Origin of the sequence: Rouxiella badensis, from assembly GCF_026967515.2 — a bacterium.
GTDB classification, from domain to species: Bacteria; Pseudomonadota; Gammaproteobacteria; order Enterobacterales; family Enterobacteriaceae; genus Rouxiella; species Rouxiella badensis.
The window spans coordinates 3,423,246-3,445,847 of sequence record NZ_CP114062.1; the positions used below are offsets into that span (position 1 = coordinate 3,423,246).

The window sequence follows — 22,602 nt, forward strand, 5'->3', positions numbered from 1 at the left end:
ACATGAGTAAGACCCATCATATTGCTGTATTACCCGGTGACGGAATTGGTCCGGAAGTTATGGCTCAGGCCTATAAAGTGCTTGAGGCAGTGCGCCAGCGCTTTGGTTTGAATATCACGACCCGTGAATACGACGTGGGTGGCGCAGCCATCGACAACCACGGTACTGCGCTGCCAGCGGCAACCGTTGCCGGCTGTGAACAGGCAGATGCAATTCTCTTCGGCTCCGTTGGCGGTCCAAAATGGGAACACCTGCCGGCAGACGAGCAGCCTGAGCGCGGCGCTTTGCTGCCGCTGCGTAAGCATTTCAAGCTGTTCAGCAACCTGCGTCCGGCACGCCTGTACCAGGGGCTGGAAGCGTTCTGCCCGCTGCGCAGTGACATCGCCGCACGGGGTTTCGATATTCTGTGCGTCCGCGAGTTAACCGGCGGCATCTATTTCGGTCAGCCTAAAGGCCGCGAAGGTCAAGGTATGCATGAAAAAGCCTTCGATACCGAGGTTTATCACCGTTTTGAGATTGAACGTATTGCCCGCATCGCCTTCGAATCGGCACGCAAACGCGGCAATAAAGTGACCTCCATCGATAAAGCCAACGTGCTGCAATCCTCAATCCTGTGGCGCGAAGTGGTCAGCGAAGTAGCGAAGGATTTCCCAGACGTCAGCCTGACTCACATGTATATCGACAATGCGACCATGCAGCTGATTAAAGACCCGTCGCAGTTTGACGTGATGCTGTGTTCCAACCTGTTCGGCGATATCCTGTCCGACGAATGCGCGATGATCACCGGTTCAATGGGCATGTTGCCTTCTGCCAGCATGAACGAAGAGTCATTTGGTCTGTTTGAACCTGCTGGCGGCTCCGCGCCGGACATCGCCGGTAAAGACATTGCCAACCCGATCGCCCAAATTCTGTCTGCCGCACTGCTGTTGCGTTACAGCCTGGGTGCCGAAGACGCGGCCACGGCAATCGAACAGGCAGTTAACAAGGTTCTGGAACAGGGTCATCGTACCGGAGACCTGGCGCAGGGCGGTCAGGCCATGGGAACCAATGAAATGGGCGACATCATTGCGCGTGTTGTTGCCGAGGGGGCGTAATGTCCAAAACGTTATATCAAAAATTATTCGATGCGCACGTGGTGTTCGAGGCTGAGAACGAGACGCCACTGCTGTATATCGACCGCCATCTGATTCATGAAGTCACCACTCCGCAGGCCTTTGACGGTCTGCGGGCGATGAATCGCGGCGTGCGCCAACCGGGTAAAACCTTCGGCACCATGGATCATAACGTTTCAACTCAGACCAAAGACATCAACGCTAGCGGTGAAATGGCGCGAATTCAGATGCAGGAGTTAATCAAGAACTGCGCTGAATTTGGCATCGAATTATACGACCTCAAGCACCCTTATCAGGGCATCGTCCACGTGATGGGCCCAGAGCAAGGCCTGACCCTACCCGGCATGACGCTGGTGTGCGGCGACTCGCACACCTCGACCCATGGCGCGTTTGGTGCATTGGCGTTTGGTATCGGGACTTCAGAGGTTGAGCACGTGCTGGCAACGCAGACGCTGAAACAGGGCCGCGCGAAGACGATGAAAATCGAAATCGTTGGTGATGCGCCTGTCGGTATCACGGCGAAGGACATTATTCTGGCAGTGATCGGTAAAACCGGCACCGCCGGCGGTACCGGTCACGTCGTGGAATACTGTGGTCCAGCGGTCGAGGCGTTGAGCATGGAAGGTCGTATGACCCTGTGTAACATGTCGATTGAGCTGGGCGCAAAAGCCGGGCTGGTGGCCTCCGACGCGACCACCTATGCCTACCTGAAGGGCCGTAAGTTTGCCCCTAAAGGTCAGGACTGGGACGACGCCGTCGCCTATTGGGAAACCATGAAGTCCGACGCCGACGCGACGTTTGATCAAGTTGTCACGCTAGATGTGGCCGACATTGCCCCTCAGGTCACCTGGGGCACCAATCCCGGTCAGGTGATGGGCGTCAACCAGACTATCCCTGATCCTGCCTCTTTCAGCGATCCTATTGAGCGCGCTTCCGCTGAAAAAGCCTTGGCTTACATGAACCTGAAGCCGGGGATTAAGCTGACCGACGTGGCCATTGATAAAGTATTTATCGGATCCTGTACCAACTCGCGCATCGAAGACTTGCGTGCGGCCGCCGCCATAGCCAAAGGTCGCAAGGTCGCCGCTGGCGTGCAGGCAATTGTGGTCCCTGGGTCTGGCCCGGTGAAAGCACAGGCAGAGGAAGAAGGTCTGGACAAAATCTTCATCGAGGCCGGTTTTGAATGGCGTTTGCCAGGCTGCTCAATGTGCCTGGCGATGAACAACGATCGTCTGAATCCAGGCGAACGCTGTGCCTCGACCAGCAACCGTAATTTCGAAGGCCGTCAGGGTCGCGGTGGACGCACGCATCTGGTGAGTCCAGCAATGGCGGCGGCAGCGGCGGTTAGCGGTCATTTTACCGATATCCGCGAACTGAACCAAGGAGACGCGCGTGGTTAAATTTATCACCCACACCGGTCTGGTCCTGCCGTTGGACATTGCTAACGTCGATACCGACGCCATCGTGCCAAAGCAGTTCCTGCAAATGGTCACACGCGTTGGCTTTGGGCAGTTCCTGTTTTACGACTGGCGCTATCTCGAAGGGCAAGGCTATACCCCAAACCCTGATTTTATTCTGAATAAACCTGAATATCAGGGTGCCAGCATATTGTTGGCACGAGAAAACTTTGGCAGCGGCTCCTCACGTGAGCACGCGCCGTGGGCATTGACCGATTATGGTTTCCATGCGGTCATTGCTCCGAGCTTTGCCGACATTTTCTATAACAACTCGTTTAACAACCAGCTGCTGCCGGTGACGCTCAGCGAAGAGCAGATCGACGAGCTGTTTACATTAACGAGAGAAAATGTAGGCATTAGCGTCGAAGTCGATCTCGAAAATCAGGTAGTCAGAGCCGGAGGGAAAGAGTATGCGTTTGTAATCGACAGCTTCCGCCGCCACTGCATGATGAACGGTCTGGACAGCATCGGCCTGACCCTTCAGCACGAAGAAAGCATCTCGGCCTATGAGAAAAAGCAGCCGTCATTCATGAAGTAATTGAACCAGTTAGTACTAAACTCTTAACCCGCTGCGAGGCGGGTTAAACATTTTTAACCCTCGTCATCAGCACCAATGCCCCAACCGCCAGCGCTAATGCCATCCAATAAACCTGATAATGCCCAAAGTTCTGCACGATAGTGCCTTGAATCACGCCCGCTAAAATTGCTCCGGTCGAGATACTGTTGGTGAACAACGTGGTGGCAGAACCCGCCCTGCCGGGCATCAGATCCTGAAAATAGAGCATCCCGATCCCGGCGATAATTCCGATGAAAATGGCGTTAAACAGCTGGAGGATCATCAGCGCGGCCTTAAACTGGAAAAGCACCAATCCGAGATAGAACAGAATGCCAAATACGGCCGCGCACAGCATCAGGCGGCGTTTTCCGGTGCGCTTGACCAGATAACCTGCAATCAGCATCACCGGAATTTCAAGCCCTGCCGCCGCCCCCATCAAAAGACCCGCAAGCCCCTCGGGCAACCCAAGATCTGAAGTGATATACAGCGGCATATCAATGATGTACATAATATTGCAGGTCCACATCAGTAAAGAGGCAAAGAACAACAGGCGGACGTCGCGGTTTTTCCATGCGCTGACGTGTACCACGACCTTATCGACCGGTTGCTCGATTCGCCCGACGGAAGGCAGGAAGAACCACACCATCAACGCACTGAAAATAAATACGCCAGCGGCGCAGAGATACATCAGTGTAAAGCCGTAGTTCAGCGCCAGCGTGAAGGAAATCGGCGGCCCCAGCACCCAGGCGAGAGACAGCGTCGCACGCATCATCGAGCTGAACATCACCACTTCACGGGCAGATCTGTCGGCATATTCTCGCGCCAAGGCGAACAGCTGCGGCATGGAGGCGTTGCCGATGGCGGCCAGCAAAACGCCGACGCTGATAAGCACCAGATAGTCGCGGCTGTAGGCAAAAATCAGGCTGTTCCCAATAGCCATTAGGGTGCAAAAAAACAGCAATTTTCGACGATCGCCCTTCTTATCCGAATAGTTCGCCAACAAAAAGCTGATAACGATCCCGCCCAGCGCATTCACGGTATAGAACAACCCGACCCACAGTGGCCTGACTTTCACCTCGTTGGTCAGAAAAAGGCTAAGCGTAGGCGCCTGAAGCGCTCCGGCAATACCCGTTAAAAAGGAAACCAGCAGAAATGTAGCGAAGATAATCGACAAGCGGCGAGAAGACATAAACCATCCCTGATTGCGGCAAAGCGGCAGAGTGAAATACCCCGTTTAACTCAAAGAGTAAGTGAGGAACAGAAAAAAACCAGTGAGAGAACCCACTGGCTGGCGACGTTTCACCATTACTCAGAAAACTGTTTACCGGCCGCGAAGCTAGATGCATCACGGCACAGGACTGTTTGATGACAGGGATTATGGGCGTAATATGAGGAAAGATAAATTGATGAGTTTTATGACAGGAGTTCCTCTTTTATGTCCTCACCTCGCTTGCAACAGCAGTTCCTGCGACTGTGGCAGCATTGCCAGGGTCAATCCGCAGAGACCACGCTACAGTCGCTGTCGGAGGCCATTAACTGCTCACGTCGGCACATGCGATCGCTGCTCGGCAGCATGCAGAATGAGGGCTGGATAAACTGGGAAGCTGAATCGGGAAGAGGTAAAAAATCGCGGCTGACGTTCCACCTTACCGGCCTCGCACTCCAGCAACTGCGGGCCGAGGAGCTGATCGAACAGGATCGGGTGGACCAAGTGGTACAGCTGGTTGGCGACAAAACGCTGGTGCGACAGATGCTGCTTTCTCAGCTCGGTCGCCGTTTTCGCCAGGGTAAACATATACTTCGTGTACTTTACTATCGCTCGCTGCCTAACCTGTTGCCGGGCTCGATGCTAAGACGTTCTGAGACGCATCTGGCGCGACAGATCTTCAGCGGCCTGATTGGCATAAATGAGGAAAACGGGGAACTACGAGGGGATATCGCCCATCATTGGCAATCTGTTACCCCGCTTCACTGGCGCTTTTATTTACGCCCGGCGATTCATTTTCATCACGGTCGAGAGCTGGAGATGACCGATATCATCACCACCTTTGCCCGTTTGAAACACCACCCGCTGTTCACGCACTTTTCACGGGTCGAATCGCCAACGCCAAACGTCATCGATATTCATCTCCGCCAGCCAGACCACTGGTTGCCCTGGCTACTGGGCAGCGTACATGCGCTTATCCTGCCGCAGGAGTGGGCGTCACTGCCTGATTTTGCCCGTCACCCCATAGGCACCGGCCCCTATGCGGTGGTGCATAATCAGCAAACGCAGCTGAGGATCCGCGCCTTTGATGAGTATTTTGGCTATCGGGCGCTGCTCGATGAGGTCAACATCTGGGTACTGCCGGAGCTGACCGAGGAATTAGTGCACTCTGGCGTTCAACTACAGGCTGACGATACCGCTAACGATCAGCTTGAAAGTCGACTCGAAGAAGGCTGCTACTTTGTGCTCTTCGACCAGCGTTCTCCGGCGGGAAGCAATACTATGCTGCGGGAATGGCTGTGTGAGGTGATTAATCCGATTGCGCTGCTCAATGCTTCTGCTCCTGCGTATCAACGCTATTGGTCACCGGCATACGGATTATTGCCGCGCTGGCACCATCGACGCCCCCAGCTACAGCAGCCAAAACCGATAGATATTAAAGAACTCACCCTCACCTTTTACAGCGATCACTCAGAGTATCAGGACATCTGCCAGGCGCTCGCCCCGCTGCTGGCGGCACACGATGTGAAGCTCAACGTGCAGATAGTTGATTACGCTACCTGGCATCGTGGGGAGGCAAAGAGCGATTTGTGGCTCGGCAGCGCCAACTTTACCCTACCGATTGAGTTTTCGCTGTTTGCCACCTTGTTCGAGCTACCGCTGATGCAATTTTGTCTCGGTGACAGGCTTGAGAATGCGGCGCAGAAATGGCGTGCCGGTGAACTGCCACTGGCGGAATGGACGCAGAAACTGGTCAACGGCGGACACATTCACCCTCTGTTTCACCATTGGCTTTTGCTACAGGGACAGCGCAGCATGCGCGGCGTAAGGATGAATACGCTGGGTTGGTTCGACTTTAAATCTGCCTGGTTTGCGCCTCCTGACGCATAAACCCGCTTTCAACCCATTAACTTAATCTCTACAATAGCGCGTTCTCAACGGGGTGCTGATTCACGCTTTTCGCTACGGCGAAGCGGGGAAGAGGCTGAGAAAAAACCCGTCGAACCTGATCCGGTTAATACCGGCGAAGGGATTTGAGAGTGCATCCCGCTGACTCAAAGTCCTTTGCCCCCCCTATTTTTCTTTAGGTAAAGTTGGAGTGCAAAGTGTTTAAAAAATTACTGCCCTGCCTGATGCTTGTCGCCGCACCGGCGCTGGCCGCCAAGCCTGTTCTGACCGTTTACACCTACGACTCCTTCTCTGCCGACTGGGGCCCAGGTCCGGCCATCAAGAAAGCCTTCGAGGCCAACTGTGGCTGTGAACTGAAATATGTCCCGCTGGAAGACGGCGTCTCGCTGCTCAATCGCCTGCGTATGGAAGGAAAAAACAGCCCGGCTGACGTGGTTGTGGGTCTGGACAACAACCTGCTGCAGGCTGCGGAACAAACCGGTCTGTTCGCCAAACCGGCGGTCGACAAGACTGCGCTGGACATCCCGGGTGGCTGGAAAGACCGCACCTTCGTGCCATACGACTACGGCTACTTCGCCTTCGTGTATGACAAAAACAAGCTGAAGAATCCGCCGAAGAGCCTGCAAGAGTTGGTCGACAGCCCGCAACCGTGGACAATTATCTACGAAGATCCTCGCACCAGTACCCCAGGTCTGGGTCTGCTGCTGTGGGTACAAAAAGTCTACGGCGATAAAGCGCCTGAGGCCTGGCAGAAGCTGGCCAAGAAGACCGTGACCGTCACAAAAGGCTGGAGCGAGGCTTATGGCTTGTTCCTGAAGGGCGAGAGCTCCCTTGTGTTGAGCTATACCACCTCTCCGGCTTATCACATCATTGAAGAGAAAAAAGATAATTATGCGGCGGCCAACTTCAGCGAAGGCCAATACATGCAGGTTGAAGTTGCCGGCCAGTTGGCTGCCAGCAAACATCCTGAACTGGCTGCAAAATTTATGAAATTTGTCACCAGTCCGGGCTTCCAGAATGCGATCCCAACAGGCAACTGGATGTATCCTGCGGTCAAAACGCCGCTGCCGGCAGGATATGATGCCCTTATCGTGCCAGCTATTTCGCTTCAATACAGCGCCAAGACCGTCGCTGAAAACCGCAGTAAATGGACTCAGGCATGGCAGAACGCCGTCAGCCGCTGATCCCTGCCTGGCTATGGCCGGGTGCCATAGCCGCACTGGTTATCCTGCTGGTTGCCTTTTTGGCGCTGGGGTCGCTGCTGCACCACGCACCGGCGCTGGCGTTCAGGTCAGTCTGGCAGGACAGCTATCTCTGGCACGTCATTCGCTTTACCTTCTGGCAGGCATTGTTGTCGGCGCTGTGTTCCATGCTTCCTGCTATTTTGCTGGCGCGAAGTCTTTACCGCCGACGTTTTCCCGGCAGGCAGTGGCTGCTGCGTCTCTGCGCCATGACGCTGGTCCTGCCGGTGCTGGTTGCGGTGTTTGGTATTTTGAGCGTCTATGGCCGCGAAGGATGGCTTTCTCAGCTGTGTGCCCTCATTGGCCTTCCCTATCGCTTCTCACCCTATGGGCTACAAGGCATTCTGCTCGCCCACGTATTTTTCAATTTGCCACTGGCGACGCGATTGCTGCTGCAATCTCTTGAAAATATTGCCATTGAACAACGCCAGCTTGCCGCGCAGCTCGGCATGAACGGCTGGCAGCAGTTCAGGTTCGTAGAATGGCCCGCGCTGAAACGCCAAATATTGCCTGCGGGTGCGCTAATTTTTATGTTGTGCTTCGCCAGCTTTGCCACCGTGCTCTCACTCGGCGGCGGCCCGAAGGCCACCACCATTGAGCTGGCTATTTATCAAGCACTTAGTTACGACTATGACCTCGGCCGCGCCGCGCTGTTGGCGCTCATCCAGCTATTTTGCTGCCTTGGATTAGTGTTGCTCAGCCAGAAGCTGAGTCAAGCTCTGCCGGTGGGTCATACCCACGCGCAGCGCTGGCGCAATCCGGACGACTCTCTGCTGCGCCGAGTGTTTGATACTCTACTGATTACTCTCGCGTTATTGCTTATCCTGCCGCCGCTGCTCGCAGTAGTGCTTGGCGGAGTAAATGCTTCACTGTTAAACGTGCTGCAGCAAGACGCACTCTGGCAATCGCTGTGGATGTCGGTGCGCCTCGCCGCAGGCAGCGGCCTACTCTGCTTGTTGCTGACCATGATGCTGCTATGGACCAGTCGAGAACTGCGATTGCGGCAGCGTCATCAATGGGGCCAGAGCTTTGAGCTTTCCGGCATGCTGATTCTGGCGATGCCCGGTATCGTTCTTGCCACCGGCTTCTTTCTGTTGCTTAACGACACCGTCGGGCTGCCACAGTCACCATGGGCGCTGGTAATTTTGACCAACGCATTGATGGCTGTCCCCTACGCCCTTAAGGTGCTCGAAAATCCGATGCGCGACGTCGCCGAACGCTACACCCAGCTGTGCCTCTCGCTTGATATGCGCGGCTGGAACCGACTGAGATGGATTGAACTCAGCGCGTTGAAGCGCCCAATGACACAGGCGCTGGCATTTGCCTGCGTACTGTCGCTGGGTGATTTCGGCGTTATTGCACTGTTTGGTAATGAAAATTTCCGCACACTGCCTTTCTATCTCTATCAACAGATGGGCTCCTATCGAAGCCAACAGGGGGCCGTCACAGCGATGCTGTTACTGTTCCTCTGCTTCTTGCTGTTTACTCTTATCGAAAGACTGCCGGGCCGCCATGCTGACACTCAATAGAGTCACTTACCTGTTTGATAATCTGCCGATGCGCTTTGATCTACAGATCAATGCCGGCGAACGTGTGGCTATTCTTGGCCCAAGCGGTGCGGGTAAAAGCACCCTGCTAAGCCTGATTGCCGGCTTTCTTAGACCAGGACGCGGTGAGATTGAGCTTAACCAGCAGGACCATACGAGCACGCCACCGGCCAAACGGCCTGTCTCGATGCTGTTTCAGGAAAATAATCTGTTTTCCCATCTGACCGTGCGCCAGAACATGGGCCTGGGGCTGCACCCAGGTTTGAAACTCAATCAATCGCAGAAGCAAGAACTCGAAGCATTGGCACAACAGGTTGGGCTGGAAGAGTGCCTGGACAGGTTACCCTCGCAGCTTTCGGGCGGACAACGCCAGCGCGTTGCCTTAGCGCGCTGCCTGCTGCGCAGCCAGCCTATATTGCTGCTGGACGAACCCTTCTCGGCGCTAGACCCGGCACTGCGCAGCGAAATGCTGACGCTGCTAGATAACGTCTGCGACCAACGGCAGCTGACCTTGTTAATGGTGTCCCACAATCTCGATGACGCAGCACGAATAGCAGAACGCACACTGCTGATAGTCGATGGCCGGGTTGACTACGACGGCCCAACGCAGGCGCTGGTAGACGGCACCGCCTCCGAAGCAGCGATACTGGGGATCGTCAATAAATAATCCTCTCAACGCCACATCAGTAAGTAATTCAGGCGAGACGCCGCAGCCAACGAAGCTACAGCGTCAAGGACGAAGTGGGGTTAGCGGGTGATGACTTTATAGAGTAGATGCGCGTAAATCGGCATCAGCGGCTGCTTACTCAACATATAAATACTCACCGCTGTTGCGACGAGGCTGATGATGCTTACCCAACGCAGGCGCGCTAGCGGCAGCCACTTCGAGACGGCATCGGCTTGCACCTTTTCGGAACGTATCCAACGCCACACCAGCCAGGCACTTAACCAAATCAGCACAACGGTAATGAACAACGCCCATTTAAAGACCGTGCTGCTGTGGCTGTGAGGAATATCTATCGCGACTCCGGCCAGAATACCCGGCAAAAAATAAACCGGGGGCCAGGTGATACAGCCGACAATATTTGGCGGTGCAAATTTCAGTGGCGGCAGGTTAAGCATCCCCGCCACCAGCGGCACCAGCGGACGCGTTGGGCCAATAAAGCGCCCCAAAATTACGGTCGCAAAGCTATGCTGCTCAAGTGCATGTCCCGTTTTGTCGAGCAATGCCTGATAGCGTTTCAAAAACGACCAGTTGTGCAGCGGCCCTTTGAATCCACGCCCAATAAAGTATGACGTCCAGTCACCAACGAAACATCCAAGTCCTGCTGCCAGCCAGGCTTCATATAGACCCACTTGTCCGCTGCCAATGAGGGTGCCCAGCGTTGCCATCATGACCGTGCCCGGCAGCAGTAAACCCACTAGTGCCAGCGACTCGAAAAACGCCACAACAGAAACAAGGATAAGCGCGAAACCCACGGACTGAGCGACCAAATGTTGTAGATAGGCTTCCATAAAATTCCAGTGTTAAGGTACGCATCAGGCGTACAGCAAACCTTTAATGACTTCAGGTAAATCAAGGTTGAAGACTGTCGACTCACAACAGGCGGTTGACTCTCTGTGAGGGGATACAGAAGTTTACCCGACACAGCTTAAGCGAAAATGAAAGAGGCTGAATTGTCGGTAAATGGTTAAGACGAGTCAACCCACTAATTGTATGTGCATTTAATCCTTCCCTTCTGCATTGGCCCTTATCGCGTATCTTAACAACGGGAACTGTATAAATAACCATGCTATATTTAACGCTTACAGGTTTTGCTCAGCCAGCCCCTTTCTCTTCAGACTGAAGCATCCATCGTTATTGACTGAGGTCGTTATCAACCACGTCGCCGCGCAAAAAAATCAGCAAACTCAACCAAGTCAGGGTTTTGTCCTCACTCGTCACTGGCGGGACACCCCACAGGGCACAGAGGTCGAGTTTTGGCTGGCCACGGACCAAGGCCCGCAAAAGGTTAGACTCCCCCCACAGGAGTCGGTGGCCTTTTTGCCGTCGGAACAGCGGGCCAGAGCCGAGCAGCTGCTCTTTGCAGAGAAAGGTTATGACCTACGTCCTCTGCCGCTCAAAGATTTCCACCTGCGCGATGTGCTAGGCCTCTATTGCCGCGGGCATCGCCAGTTGATGCGCATAGAGAAAACCCTCAAAGACGGTGGCCTCACGCTCTATGAAGCCGACATTCGACCGCCTGAACGATTCCTGATGGAGCGCTATATCACCGCCCCCGTCTGGTTTAGCGGCACTCCGGGTCAGGATGCCATGCTGCTAAACACCCGAATGAAGCCCGCCGAGGCCTACCGACCTAGCCTGAAACTCTGCTCGCTAGACATTGAAACCAGCGGCAACGGTGAACTCTACTGCATCGGGCTGGAAGGCTGTGGCCAGCGGCAGGTTTACATGCTGGGGCCTCCCAACGGCACGCCCGACGCCAATGCCGACTTTACGCTAGAATACGTCGACAGCCGCCCGCAGCTGCTGCAAAGGCTTAACGACTGGCTCCAGTTGCATGACCCCGACGCGATCATTGGCTGGAACGTGGTGCAGTTTGACCTGCGCGTGCTGCAAAAGCACGCCGAGCGGTATCAAATCCCCCTGCGTTTTGGGCGTGATGGCAGTGCGCTTGAATGGCGGGAGCACGGCTTTAAGCAAGGGCACTTCTTTGCACAGGCCACTGGCCGACTCATCATCGACGGCATTGAAGCATTAAAGTCAGCGACCTGGAACTTCCCGTCATTCAGTCTGGAATACGTCTCGCAAACATTACTGGGTGAAGGCAAAGCCAGCGACAACCCCTATCAACGACTGGCCGAGATTGAGCAACGGTTTCAGCAAGACAAACCGGCACTGGCTCACTACAACCTCAAGGACTGTGAACTGGTAACCCGAGTGTTTGCCAAAACGGAGCTGCTTTCCTTCTTGCTTGAGCGCGCGTCAGTCACCGGTCTGGCCGCAGACCGCAGCGGAGGATCGGTGGCAGCATTTACCCATCTTTATCTGCCGCGAATGCATCGTATCGGTTACGTTGCACCGAATTTGGGAGAGAGGCCGGAAGAAAACAGCCCCGGCGGATTTGTGATGGACTCTCGCCCAGGATTGTATGACTCTGTTCTGGTGCTGGACTATAAAAGCCTGTATCCGTCAATTATTCGCACCTTTCTGATTGACCCTGTAGGCCTGATAACCGGGCTTGCACAACCCGACGATGAGCATTCTGTTCCCGGTTATCGGCAGGCGCGTTTCTCGCGCACGCAGCATTGTCTCCCGGAGATAGTCCGCCAAATCTGGCAGGGTCGTGAGGCGGCCAAAAAACAGAAAAACTTGCCCCTTTCACAGGCTCTGAAAATTATCATGAATGCGCTTTATGGCGTGTTAGGATCCAGCGGATGTCGCTTCTTCGACCCGCGGCTTGCATCGTCGATCACCTTGCGCGGTCACGACATCATGCAGCAGACTCGTCAGCTGATTGAGGAAGAGGGTTATCAGGTTATTTATGGTGATACCGACTCTACCTTCGTATGGTTGAACCGCGCTCATCAGGCAGACGAGGCCGACGAGATTGGCAAACGGCTGGTTGCCAAGGTGAATGCCTGGTGGAAAATGCATTTAGGGCAGGAGTTAGGGCTAGAAAGCGCACTCGAGCTGGAGTTTGAAACTCACTACCAACGTTTTTTAATGCCCACCATTCGTGGCTCTGAACAAGGCAGCAAAAAGCGCTACGCCGGTTTGGTAAAAGACGCCGAAGGCGAGCATATTGTTTACAAGGGCCTCGAAACGGTACGCACAGACTGGACGCCGCTGGCACAGACCTTCCAGCAGGAGCTTTATCAGCGCATTTTTCATCATCAAGGCTATCAGGACTATATTCGTGATTATGTCAACCGCACGTTAAGCGGTGAATTTGACCCACAGCTGGTCTATCGTAAACGCCTGCGTCGACGCCTGACCGAATACCAGCGCAACGTTCCGCCGCACGTTCGCGCCGCTCGACTTGCCGATGAATACAATCAGGCCCAGGGTCGGCCGATGCAGTATCAGAACGGCGGCTGGATAAGCTACGTGATGACCACCTCGGGCCCGGAACCGCTGGAAAATCGTCAGTCCCCCATCGACTACGACCACTATATTGAGAAACAGCTCGAACCCGTTGCTGACGGCATACTGCCTTTTCTGCAGGACGATTTTACTACACTGATAACGGGACAAATGGGATTGTTTTAGCCAGAAGGCGCAATGAAAGGTGACGAATGGCCTACCTTCAATTAACATAGCGCCCTTTCCCATTTCTTATCTAACCTCACACATTTAAAGACTCCACGCCTTCCAGGCGGGGAAAGAAAAGCTATTACATAAAGTTTAGGGGCTCAGCCCTACGGCCCGACACACAGACACAAAGCACAGAGAGACATTATGCCCTTTACACTTGGTCAACGCTGGATCAGCGATACGGAAAGCGAATTAGGTTTAGGTACTGTCGTCGCGGTGGACGCGCGTATGGTGACCCTGCTTTTCCCCGCTACTGGTGAAAACCGCCTGTATGCCAGAAATGATTCCCCAATCACCCGTGTAATGTTCAACCCGGGCGATACCATCAGCTGTCATGAGGGATGGCAGCTGAAAGTTGAAGAAGTGGTTGAGGACAAAGGTCTGCTGACCTACCTGGGGACGCGTCTGGATACCGAGGAAGAAGGTGTCGCGATGCGTGAGGTCTTGCTCGACAGCAAGCTGACCTTTAGCAAGCCTCAGGACCGTCTGTTTGCCGGTCAAATTGACCGTATGGACCGTTTTGCGCTGCGTTTTCGTGCGCGTAAGTATCAGCGCGAGCAGTTCCGTCTTGAGTTTGGCGGCCTGCGAGGTATGCGCGCCAGCCTGATCCCACACCAACTACATATTGCTTATGAAGTGGGTCAGCGCCATGCGCCGCGCGTACTGTTGGCAGACGAAGTCGGTCTGGGCAAGACCATCGAAGCCGGGATGATAATCCACCAGCAACTGCTGTCAGGCCGCGCCGAACGCGTGCTGATAGTCGTACCTGAGACCCTGCAACACCAGTGGTTGGTCGAGATGCTTCGCCGCTTCAACCTGCGTTTCTCTCTGTTTGATGACGACCGCTACGCGGAATCTCGTCACGATGCGACCAACCCGTTTGAGTCCGAACAGCTGGTCATCTGCTCCCTGGACTTTGTGCGCCGTAACAAACAACGTCTGGAAGAACTTAACGACGCCGAGTGGGACATGCTGGTCGTCGATGAAGCCCACCACCTGGTGTGGAGCGAAGACGCGCCAAGCCGCGAATACATGGTGATTGAGCAGCTGTCGCAGACTATCCCTAGCGTACTGCTGTTGACCGCAACGCCTGAACAACTGGGTCAGGAAAGCCATTTTGCTCGTCTGCGCCTGCTGGACCCGGATCGCTTCCACGACTACGAAGAGTTCGTGGAAGAACAACAGCAATATCAGCCTGTTGCTGATGCCGTCACTCTGCTGCTGAACAAGCAGCCGCTGACGCCAGAAGCGCTGGCGCTGCTGGGCGAGAGCGTAGGCAATGCCGACGTCGATGCCCTGCTGACCGCGGCCAATAAAGGCGATGAAGACGCCGCGAAGAAGCTGGTTGCGATGCTGATGGACCGCCACGGCACCAGCCGCGTGCTGTTCCGTAACACGCGCAACGGCGTTAAAGGCTTCCCGGACCGCCATCTGGAATCCATCAAACTGCCTCTGCCAACTCAGTATCAGACGGCGATTAAAGTGTCCGGCATTATGGGCAGCAAGAAGACGCAGGAAGCTCGTGCGTTAGACATGCTCTACCCTGAGCAGATTTATCAGGAATTTGAAGGCGATAACGCGACCTGGTGGAACTTCGACCCTCGCGTTGAGTGGCTATTGGGTTACCTGACCGCCAACCGCGACAAAAAAGTGCTGGTTATCTGTGCCAAGGCAGCCACCGCGCTCCAGCTGGAACAGGTGCTGCGTGAGCGTGAAGCCATCCGCGCTGCGGTATTCCATGAAGGTCTGTCGATCATTGAACGCGACCGCGCAGCCGCCTACTTTGCGTCAGAAGAAGACGGCGCACAGGTGCTGCTGTGTTCTGAAATCGGCTCCGAAGGCCGTAATTTCCAGTTCGCCAGCAAGATGGTCATGTTTGACCTGCCGTTTAACCCGGACCTGCTTGAGCAGCGTATCGGCCGTTTAGACCGTATCGGCCAACAGAACAACATAGAAATCATGGTGCCTTATCTGGAGCAAACCGCTCAGGCTATCCTGCTGCGCTGGTTCCACGAAGGCCTTGATGCGTTCGAACACACCTGCCCAACCGGCCGCACCATTTACGACAGTAGCTACGAGCAGCTGATTGGCTTCCTGGCAACGCCTGCGGAACAGGAAGGTCTGGATGAGTTCATCCTCGCCAGCCGCACCCAGCACGACGCGTTGAAACTGCAGCTTGAACAGGGCCGCGACCGCCTGCTCGAGATGCACTCCAACGGCGGCGAACCGGCTCAGGCACTGGCAACCGCGATTGCAGAGCAGGACGACGACGTAAACCTGGTGAACTTCGCGCTCAATCTGTTTGATATCGTGGGGATTAACCAGGAAGACCGTAGCGATAACCTGATCGTTCTGACGCCATCAGACCACATGCTGGTGCCTGACTTCCCGGGTCTGCCGCAAGACGGCTGTACCGTGACCTTCGATCGTGAGCAGGCTCTGTCGCGTGAAGACGCACAGTTCATCAGTTGGGAACACCCGATTATTCGCAACGGCCTGGATCTGATCCTCTCCGGCGATACCGGCAGCTGTGCCGTTTCATTATTGAAAAACAAGGCACTCCCGGTTGGTACACTGCTGGCCGAGCTGCTTTACGTGGTGGAATGTCAGGCCCCTAAGCATCTGCAGTTAACCCGCTTCCTGCCGCCAACGCCGGTACGCATGTTGATGGACCGTAAGGGCACCAATCTCGCGGCGCAGGTTGAGTTTGAAAGCTTTAACCGTCAGCTGAATGCAATAAATCGCCATAACTCAAGCAAGCTGGTGAATGCCGTGCAGCAAGACGTGCATGCCATGCTGCAACAGGCTGAACCGCTGGTTGCTGTAGAAGCACAGGCGCTGATTGAAGCCGCTAAAGTTGAAGCCGACCAGCAGTTGACGCTCGAGCTGGAACGCCTGAAGGCGCTGAAAGAAGTGAACCCGAACATCCGTGACGACGAGCTGGAGTCGATTGAATCTAATCGCCAACAGGTGCTGAACAGTCTTAACGATGCGAGCTGGCGTCTCGATGCCATTCGCCTGATTGTGGTGAGCCATCAATGATAACGCCACCACCGTCTAACATTCTGCCGCTTGAGAACTATCATCCGCCGACCGATCCCTGGTTGTCGGTGCTGTTTCAGGATGAACATCTGATGGTGGTGAATAAGCCCAGCGGACTGCTCTCAGTCCCTGGCAAAGCGGCCGAGCATCATGACAGCCTGATGACTCGTATCCAGCGCGATTATCCTGTGGCCGAGTCCGTGCATCGCCTCGACCTGTCGACCAGCGGCGTGATTGCCGTAGCGTTGACGAAAGAGGCCGAACGCGAACTCAAGCGTCAGTTCCGTGAGCGAGAGACCAAAAAAGCCTACATTGCGAGGGTTTGGGGGCACATGGCAGAAGACTACGGCATTATCGATTTGCCGCTTATCTGCGACTACCCTAATCGTCCGAAGCAAAAGGTTTGCCACGAGACCGGCAAGAAGGCCCTGACACAGTATGAAGTGTTGTCGTGGGATACAGACGGCACCACACGCGTGAAGCTGCGCCCGGTGACCGGCCGTTCTCATCAGCTGCGTGTACATCTGCTGGCGCTGGGTCACCCGATTTTGGGCGACAAGTTCTATGCGCACCCCGAGGCACTGGCAATGGCCCCGCGCCTTCAGCTGCACGCACAGGAATTATCGATTTATCATCCGATAACCGATGAGCCGATGACATTCAGCTGCGAGCCGGATTTTTAATTTATCCGCTCAGCCTATTGATTCAGTAAAGATAAAAACGCCGTGCTCAATGACACGGCGTTTTTTTAGTTGAAACGTAAAGTACGGATAATACAAATCACTCCATTTTGACACGGTCGGTTACGCTTCCCCAGTCCACCGAATCATAGCCATCTGGGCACAGCGCGGCGCTAAGCGTCCAGGTACCACGCATAAGAGTAGCGCCTCCTGTTTCCTCCCCATTCAAATCCGTTGTACCTACATAGCCATCATTCTGGTCGACACCGCCGAATCGCCCCGAAGTTCGGAAACACATTTTTGCGTTTGCAACCGGTTTCCCGGAGGCATTGGTGAACCTTGCCTTCCATCTATAATCGTCTTTAGCAAAGGGACCACCCGCGTTAAGCGTATAGTCATAGGTCAGCTTGATGTTGGCTTTGCCATTCAAGCCCTGCACCACTGGGCTTTTCTCTGTGCATTTCCAATCGCTCTTTAACCCGTACTCGTCCGTTATCATGGCACAGGAAAAAACACGTTTACCAATATCCTCTTTTTTCAGCGTATACCATTCACCGTTTGCTCCGGCAATTTTGCTGGTTTTCGATTCGTCGGAAGCATCAGCCTGGTACCACAGATATTCTGTCAGGCTCAACTGTGCACCTATTGGCGATCTACGTAAGGAATAATTCTGTACCCTTTTACCTTGCACATATTCCTCAGGTCTATCCGCTGACGGTGACAGGCTTGGTAGAAGCTGAAACTCGGGACGAACGCTCTTGACCACATGCACATATATCGATTTCTGCGGAGTATTGCGCGTATTGGCCTTCAGCGGGTATGAGTCAATCATGTCCGGCTTTCTGGGCGATTTCACATAGACCCTGAGCCTGCCATCGCTGCCGGTTCTTCTGTCTGACGGGGTGGTTGAGAGAGGCAGTCGACCGTCAAGGTCAAGCTCGACCAGACGGTTGGCCACCGGTTTTCCCGCTTTATCTTTAACCTCAATGATAAATTCTGCATCTCTGCCATCCTCATCGGCGTACTGATAAAGAGGACTCTCTGTGAAGATTTTCGCGACCTCGGCCCATTGTTCAAAACTGACCTTTTTAGATTTACCCACGGTGCCTTTGGTTTTAGCCTTAATTTCGAAAGTGCCTTCGCCTTGGCTTTTGGCGTAAACAATCAGCTTACCGTCTTTTGTCGTCATACCCTTGACCGGATCGGTACGCACATTAAGAGCTTTGCGATCAAATTCCAGCTCGACCGGCACGCCAGCGGCCATTTGTCCCTTGCTATTGGTGACTGTCACCACCGTAATGCTGTCGTTATCGGTAAAAACGTCATCCGATCCCGTGGACTGCGCCTCAAATGCAGTGACCGAGACAGGCAATGTGAAGTGGACTGGCAACGCCTTTGTACTGCCATTTGCCGTTTTTGCCATGAGAGTGACATCACCGGGCACAAGGCTGGTGACCCTGGCGGTCGCAAGCCCTTTTTCGTTGGTGAAAGTATTCTCAGTGATATCCAGATTTAGGCCACTGAAAATGACTTCAATATTATTAAAAGGATTGCCCTGTAAATCGTTAACCAACGCCTCTACGTTAAGGGACTGCCCCACCAGCCTACTGTCACCGTCAGGTGCAGTCAGGCTGGTAATCTGTGCCTCAAGCGGCGAGATAAAGAAATGGACTAACAACGCCCCTCTAATGCCGTTTTCCGTCTCTGCCGTGAGAATGACATTACCAGGGGCATGACTGCTGACCCTGGCGGTCGCAATACCTTTTTCGTTAGTGGGGGTTTCATCAGTGATATTTACACCAGGGCCACTGAACGTGACTTTAATATTACTGACAGGTTTATCCTGTGAATCTTTAACCAACGCCTCTACGTTGAGGAACTGCCCTACAAGACTACTGTCACCGTGAGGTGCGGTCACGCTGATAACCTTTGCCTCAACGGGCGCAATGAAGTGGACTTCCAACGTCTTTTCACTGCCGTTTTCCATCCTTGCCGTGAGAGTAGCATCACCGGCGACAAGACTGCTGATCCTGGCGGTGGCAAACCCTTTTTCGTTGGTGGGGGTTTGAGCAGTAATATTCAGACCTGGGCCACTGAACGTAACTTTAATATCACTCACAGGATTATCCTGTGAATCTTTAACCAACGCCTCTACGTTAAGAGACTGCCCTACAGGCCTACTGGCACCGTCAGGAGCAGTCAAGCTGATAATGTTTTCCTCAACGGGCGCGATAAAGTGGACTTCCAACGTCTGTTGATTGCCGTTTTCCATTTTTGCCATGAGAGTGGCATCACCGGCGACAAGACTGCTGACCCTGGCGGTCGCAACACCCTTTTCGTTAGTGGGGGTTTCATCCGTAATATTCAGACCTGGGCCACTGAACGTAACTTTAATATTACTGACAGGATTACCCTGTGAATCTTTAACCAACGCCTCTACGTTAAGGGACTGCCCCACAGGCCTACTGGCACCGTCAGGAGCGGTCAGGCTTTCTATTTTCGCAGGCACGACGTTGTCTTTAAGCATGACATCAACAGAAAACAGACTCTTGTCGTCAAGGTTCGACTGGATTCGTACCTGTCCCGGCGTCATACCCGCCGTGATAATGGCCTTGTAAATGCCGGACTGTTGATGTTCGGTAAATTCGCCAAGATGTACGATTTCGCTCGACGAGGTCAGAGCCTGCACGATCTCTTGCAGTTGTAAGGTGACACTTTCGCCGCTTAGCGCTTTATCGTCTTCTCCTCGCAGCGTTACCGTGGCTTCTGCGGTGCTGTTCCCGTTGGCAACCAAGGTGGCGGGGATGATAGAAAATGACGATTTCTCCAGGCTTAGCGCTCGTCCATTGACGATGACTGTCGTATAGGCAGGTGCAGAGGCGTTGCCCTGATTGTCGTGTGCGACAGCGCTGATAACGTAGCGGTTTTCTTCAGTCGCGCCAAACGGAGGCAGCACCAGTTTCGCTGTCGATACGTTGCTGGTCAGGCTGCCGCCCGCGGATGTCAGGGTAGATGCGTTCCATTCAACACGGGCCAGGCCGAGTCGTGCCTGGGTCTGCGCGACAATCGACACTCCCTCGTGGCTGTTTCCTTCAATACTCGACGGCAGTGAAATGGAGAGCAGATTCTTTTTGCGATGGTCGAGGACAATACGGTTATTACGAGAGACGAGATCGTAGCGTCCGCCCTGTAACGAACGCATAGCAGCGACTTCAGAAGGTTCGAAATGTGCCTCAAGGGAGCGCCCAAAGTCATAGTTCATCATCATACCGATGGTGGAGTTATTTCCCTGCGCACCGAATCGATGACCTAACTCAAAGGTCAAAAGCGGCACTGGGGTCCAGCTAGCGCCAAGGCTCATGGCCTCAGGATTGCTTTGCAACGTCTCGCGGCCAAACAGCGCAACGTTGTTGCCGTAATATTTCTCGTACTTAACTTTCGCGCCGAGCGAAGGATAAACAGGCAACCAGCCCGAGGCCTCGAGATCCCAGCCATTGGCCGGACGTTCATCGTATTCCACAAGGTCTCGCGACGGATGCCAGCTGCTAATACGAAAATAGCCGTTGGCAGACAGGCGCAGATTATCGCGCCACCATTCAACGCCCGCTCCCCAGCGACGATTCTTGCCCGTCAGGTCATTATCAAAAAACAGATTCCCACCGGTCATCCACTGGTCACCGAAATAGCGGCTACCCAGCCCAAGGTTCAGCGTTTGCCGACCGTCTATGCGCCGAATTCCCCATTGACTAAACATCAGATGTTTTTGTTTATCATCGATAAATGGGATCAACACGTCGGCGGCTATCTCGCTCTCTGAGGCCCCGAAGCTGCTCCCCAGACTGACGCGCGAAGACCCCCCCATGAGATTCAGCCAGTTTTCGGCCTGTTGTCCCGCCAGGCCTGTCGCGACCCCCTGAGCGTAACCACTCAGCAGTTTGTCGCCAGATTGACTCTCGAGCGATCCAAACTGCCCCCCTAATGCGGAGAGATGTTGCGCCGCCAGGGCTTCATGGCTTTCTCGCGTAGCCTGTTCATTTTGGCTCATCGCAGGCTGTTGCAGAGTGGGTAATTCGGCGTTTGCCGGCAAGACGAGCAGAATGACGAGCAGCCTTAAAAATACCCGAAAATAAAAAAGCCCCTGACGAAGCGTGTTAGTGCCTGTATCCATAATCTAAAGTCCCTTTTAACTTTCCCGAAGAAGAGGGGAATGAGCGATGTGAGGCGTTGCACCTCAAGCGCCGTAGAAGGGTCAAGTTATGTCGAAGAAATGAAATAAGATAGTTCTAATTATTTAATAAAAAAACCATATTAAACAATAGTTAACGAGTTATTTAATGTTTTTTAACTGACATTTTCTAAGCAAAGAAAATTCAATGCCTTGCAGAAATGGGGAGGTGAAAAGTGCCAAAGAATCGCCGAGGTGATTATTTTCATGAATTACGATTCAGTTCTAATTTCATTTAGGGGGAAAGCAGGAGGTGAGTTTAGAAAGCGGTTTTGGCCGCACGCGGCGTTCAGCGCGCGCCAGCCAAAACCGGTTGCTTATTTAAAACCTTTTTCGCGTTTGATCAGGTCATAGGCTGACTGAATCGACTGCGCTTTTTTCTTGGCCATCTCCATCATTTCCGGCGGCAGGCCTTTCGCGACCAGCTTGTCGGGATGGTGTTCGCTCATCAGCTTGCGGTAAGCACGTTTGATGGTGGTCGCATCGTCTGTCGCAGACACACCCAGCACCTTGCACGCATCCGCCAACGTCGGCCCCTGCGGAGCACGCTGATAACTGCCGTGCGAATATTGGCCCTGCTGGCCGCCACCAAACTGCTGGCCACCTTCCATCATGCTGAGGAACTGATCGAACTGGTGTCTTGAGATGCCCAGCTCTTCGGCGATAACGTACAGTACCTGACGCTCGTTAGGGTGCAACGAACCGTCGGCAAACGCCGCCTGAATCTGAATTTCCAGAAACGTTCTGATCAGATCAAATCGCCCGAAACAGACGCTGCGTAATTGACGCATTTTATCGCGAAGCGGGTAATTTCCGCCTTTACCGACACGAAATGCCTGCTGCGCCGCCTCTCTCTGCTCGCCGTGCAAACGCATTTGGTCCATGAAAAGGCTGGCAATTTGAATATCGGCTTCGGTAACCCTTCCTTTTGATTTGGTTAAATGCCCCATCACCTCAAAGGTGGTGCGGAAAAAAATTGTTTGTCTTGTTTGCTGATCGGAGAAGAATCCACGGCGTTTGGAGGCCCGCGCCTTGTCTACCATATTCCCAATCAGCAACCCCAATACGATTCCCCAGAAGCCTATGCCGGACATTAAGCCCAAGATAAGTCCGAGCAGCTTTCCCCAATACTGCATATACTCCTCAATTCACAATGCCGTCGCGTAAGATTTGCTTTATCATAACCGGCATTTACCGTTGTGCCTAACGGCTACAACGTTAACCCTGTGGATTTTAACACTAGCGCAACGATGATGAGTAAGATAGTCTCTGACCGTTTGCCGGCATGACGCCTCTGATGACGGAACAC

The 22,602-nt window shown here is 53.9% G+C and carries 14 protein-coding genes and 1 riboswitch; of the genes, 10 read left to right on the forward strand and 4 right to left on the reverse strand.

Annotated elements, in window-relative coordinates; genetic code table 11:
• Nucleotides 1–2: 2 nt before the first annotated feature.
• The 3 genes from leuB to leuD are packed head-to-tail and all read left to right on the forward strand — an operon-like array spanning nucleotide 3 to nucleotide 3,107.
• Complete coding sequence (leuB, locus tag O1V65_RS15810) at nucleotides 3–1,094, forward strand: 3-isopropylmalate dehydrogenase (protein WP_038327480.1); 1,092 nt, start codon at nucleotides 3–5, stop codon at nucleotides 1,092–1,094.
• On the forward strand, nucleotides 1,094–2,512 hold the full coding sequence (gene leuC / locus O1V65_RS15815; RefSeq protein ID WP_017489916.1) for a 3-isopropylmalate dehydratase large subunit: 1,419 nt from the start codon (nucleotides 1,094–1,096) through the stop codon (nucleotides 2,510–2,512). The genes leuB and leuC overlap by 1 nt, the downstream gene beginning before the upstream one ends.
• On the forward strand, nucleotides 2,505–3,107 hold the full coding sequence (gene leuD / locus O1V65_RS15820; RefSeq protein WP_017489915.1) for a 3-isopropylmalate dehydratase small subunit: 603 nt from the start codon (nucleotides 2,505–2,507) through the stop codon (nucleotides 3,105–3,107). The genes leuC and leuD overlap by 8 nt, the downstream gene beginning before the upstream one ends.
• A gap of 43 nt (nucleotides 3,108–3,150) precedes the next feature.
• On the opposite strand, the gene O1V65_RS15825 is transcribed toward leuD, so the two are convergent.
• Nucleotides 3,151–4,314, reverse strand: coding sequence for an MFS transporter (locus tag O1V65_RS15825; protein ID WP_269129871.1), 1,164 nt, complete (start codon nucleotides 4,312–4,314; stop codon nucleotides 3,151–3,153).
• Nucleotides 4,315–4,560: 246 nt separating this feature from the next.
• Here O1V65_RS15825 and sgrR point away from each other — a divergent pair, with 246 nt between their 5' ends.
• The 4 genes from sgrR (at nucleotide 4,561) to thiQ (ending at nucleotide 9,695) form a co-directional block, all read left to right on the forward strand.
• Nucleotides 4,561–6,222, forward strand: coding sequence for an HTH-type transcriptional regulator SgrR (sgrR, locus tag O1V65_RS15830; RefSeq protein WP_017489913.1), 1,662 nt, complete (start codon nucleotides 4,561–4,563; stop codon nucleotides 6,220–6,222).
• Between the two features lie 38 nt (nucleotides 6,223–6,260).
• Nucleotides 6,261–6,382: riboswitch (TPP riboswitch) on the forward strand.
• 55 nt (nucleotides 6,383–6,437) lie between these two features.
• On the forward strand, nucleotides 6,438–7,424 hold the full coding sequence (gene thiB / locus O1V65_RS15835; RefSeq protein ID WP_017489912.1) for a thiamine ABC transporter substrate binding subunit: 987 nt from the start codon (nucleotides 6,438–6,440) through the stop codon (nucleotides 7,422–7,424).
• On the forward strand, nucleotides 7,400–9,010 hold the full coding sequence (gene thiP / locus O1V65_RS15840) for a thiamine/thiamine pyrophosphate ABC transporter permease ThiP (protein WP_017489911.1): 1,611 nt from the start codon (nucleotides 7,400–7,402) through the stop codon (nucleotides 9,008–9,010). The genes thiB and thiP overlap by 25 nt, the downstream gene beginning before the upstream one ends.
• Nucleotides 8,994–9,695, forward strand: a complete 702-nt coding sequence (gene thiQ / locus O1V65_RS15845) for a thiamine ABC transporter ATP-binding protein ThiQ (RefSeq protein WP_017489910.1) — start codon at nucleotides 8,994–8,996, stop codon at nucleotides 9,693–9,695. The genes thiP and thiQ overlap by 17 nt, the downstream gene beginning before the upstream one ends.
• A gap of 80 nt (nucleotides 9,696–9,775) precedes the next feature.
• Here thiQ and O1V65_RS15850 read toward each other — a convergent pair whose 3' ends face one another.
• Entirely contained in the window at nucleotides 9,776–10,543 is a 768-nt protein-coding gene (locus O1V65_RS15850) for a DedA family protein (protein WP_084911720.1), read from the reverse strand.
• Nucleotides 10,544–10,904: 361 nt separating this feature from the next.
• On the opposite strand from O1V65_RS15850, the gene O1V65_RS15855 reads away from it, so the two are divergent.
• The 3 genes from O1V65_RS15855 to rluA all read left to right on the forward strand — a co-directional run bounded on the left by O1V65_RS15855 (nucleotide 10,905) and on the right by rluA (nucleotide 17,071).
• Entirely contained in the window at nucleotides 10,905–13,301 is a 2,397-nt protein-coding gene (locus O1V65_RS15855) for a DNA polymerase II (protein ID WP_269130530.1), read from the forward strand.
• A gap of 189 nt (nucleotides 13,302–13,490) precedes the next feature.
• Nucleotides 13,491–16,388: an RNA polymerase-associated protein RapA gene (gene rapA, locus O1V65_RS15860; protein WP_017494192.1), complete on the forward strand. Its 2,898-nt coding sequence runs from the start codon at nucleotides 13,491–13,493 to the stop codon at nucleotides 16,386–16,388.
• The gene (gene rluA / locus O1V65_RS15865; RefSeq protein ID WP_017494193.1) at nucleotides 16,385–17,071 is read left to right on the forward strand and encodes a bifunctional tRNA pseudouridine(32) synthase/23S rRNA pseudouridine(746) synthase RluA; all 687 of its coding nucleotides are present in this window, start codon (nucleotides 16,385–16,387) and stop codon (nucleotides 17,069–17,071) included. Before rapA ends, rluA begins: the two co-directional genes overlap by 4 nt.
• 97 nt (nucleotides 17,072–17,168) lie before the next feature.
• Here rluA and O1V65_RS15870 read toward each other — a convergent pair whose 3' ends face one another.
• Nucleotides 17,169–21,236 carry an inverse autotransporter beta domain-containing protein gene (locus O1V65_RS15870; RefSeq protein ID WP_269129872.1) on the reverse strand — a complete coding sequence of 1,356 codons (4,068 nt, stop codon included), beginning with the start codon at nucleotides 21,234–21,236 and terminating at the stop codon, nucleotides 17,169–17,171.
• A 374-nt stretch (nucleotides 21,237–21,610) separates the two neighbouring features.
• Nucleotides 21,611–22,429, reverse strand: coding sequence for a co-chaperone DjlA (djlA, locus tag O1V65_RS15875; RefSeq protein ID WP_269129873.1), 819 nt, complete (start codon nucleotides 22,427–22,429; stop codon nucleotides 21,611–21,613).
• Nucleotides 22,430–22,602 lie beyond the last annotated feature (173 nt).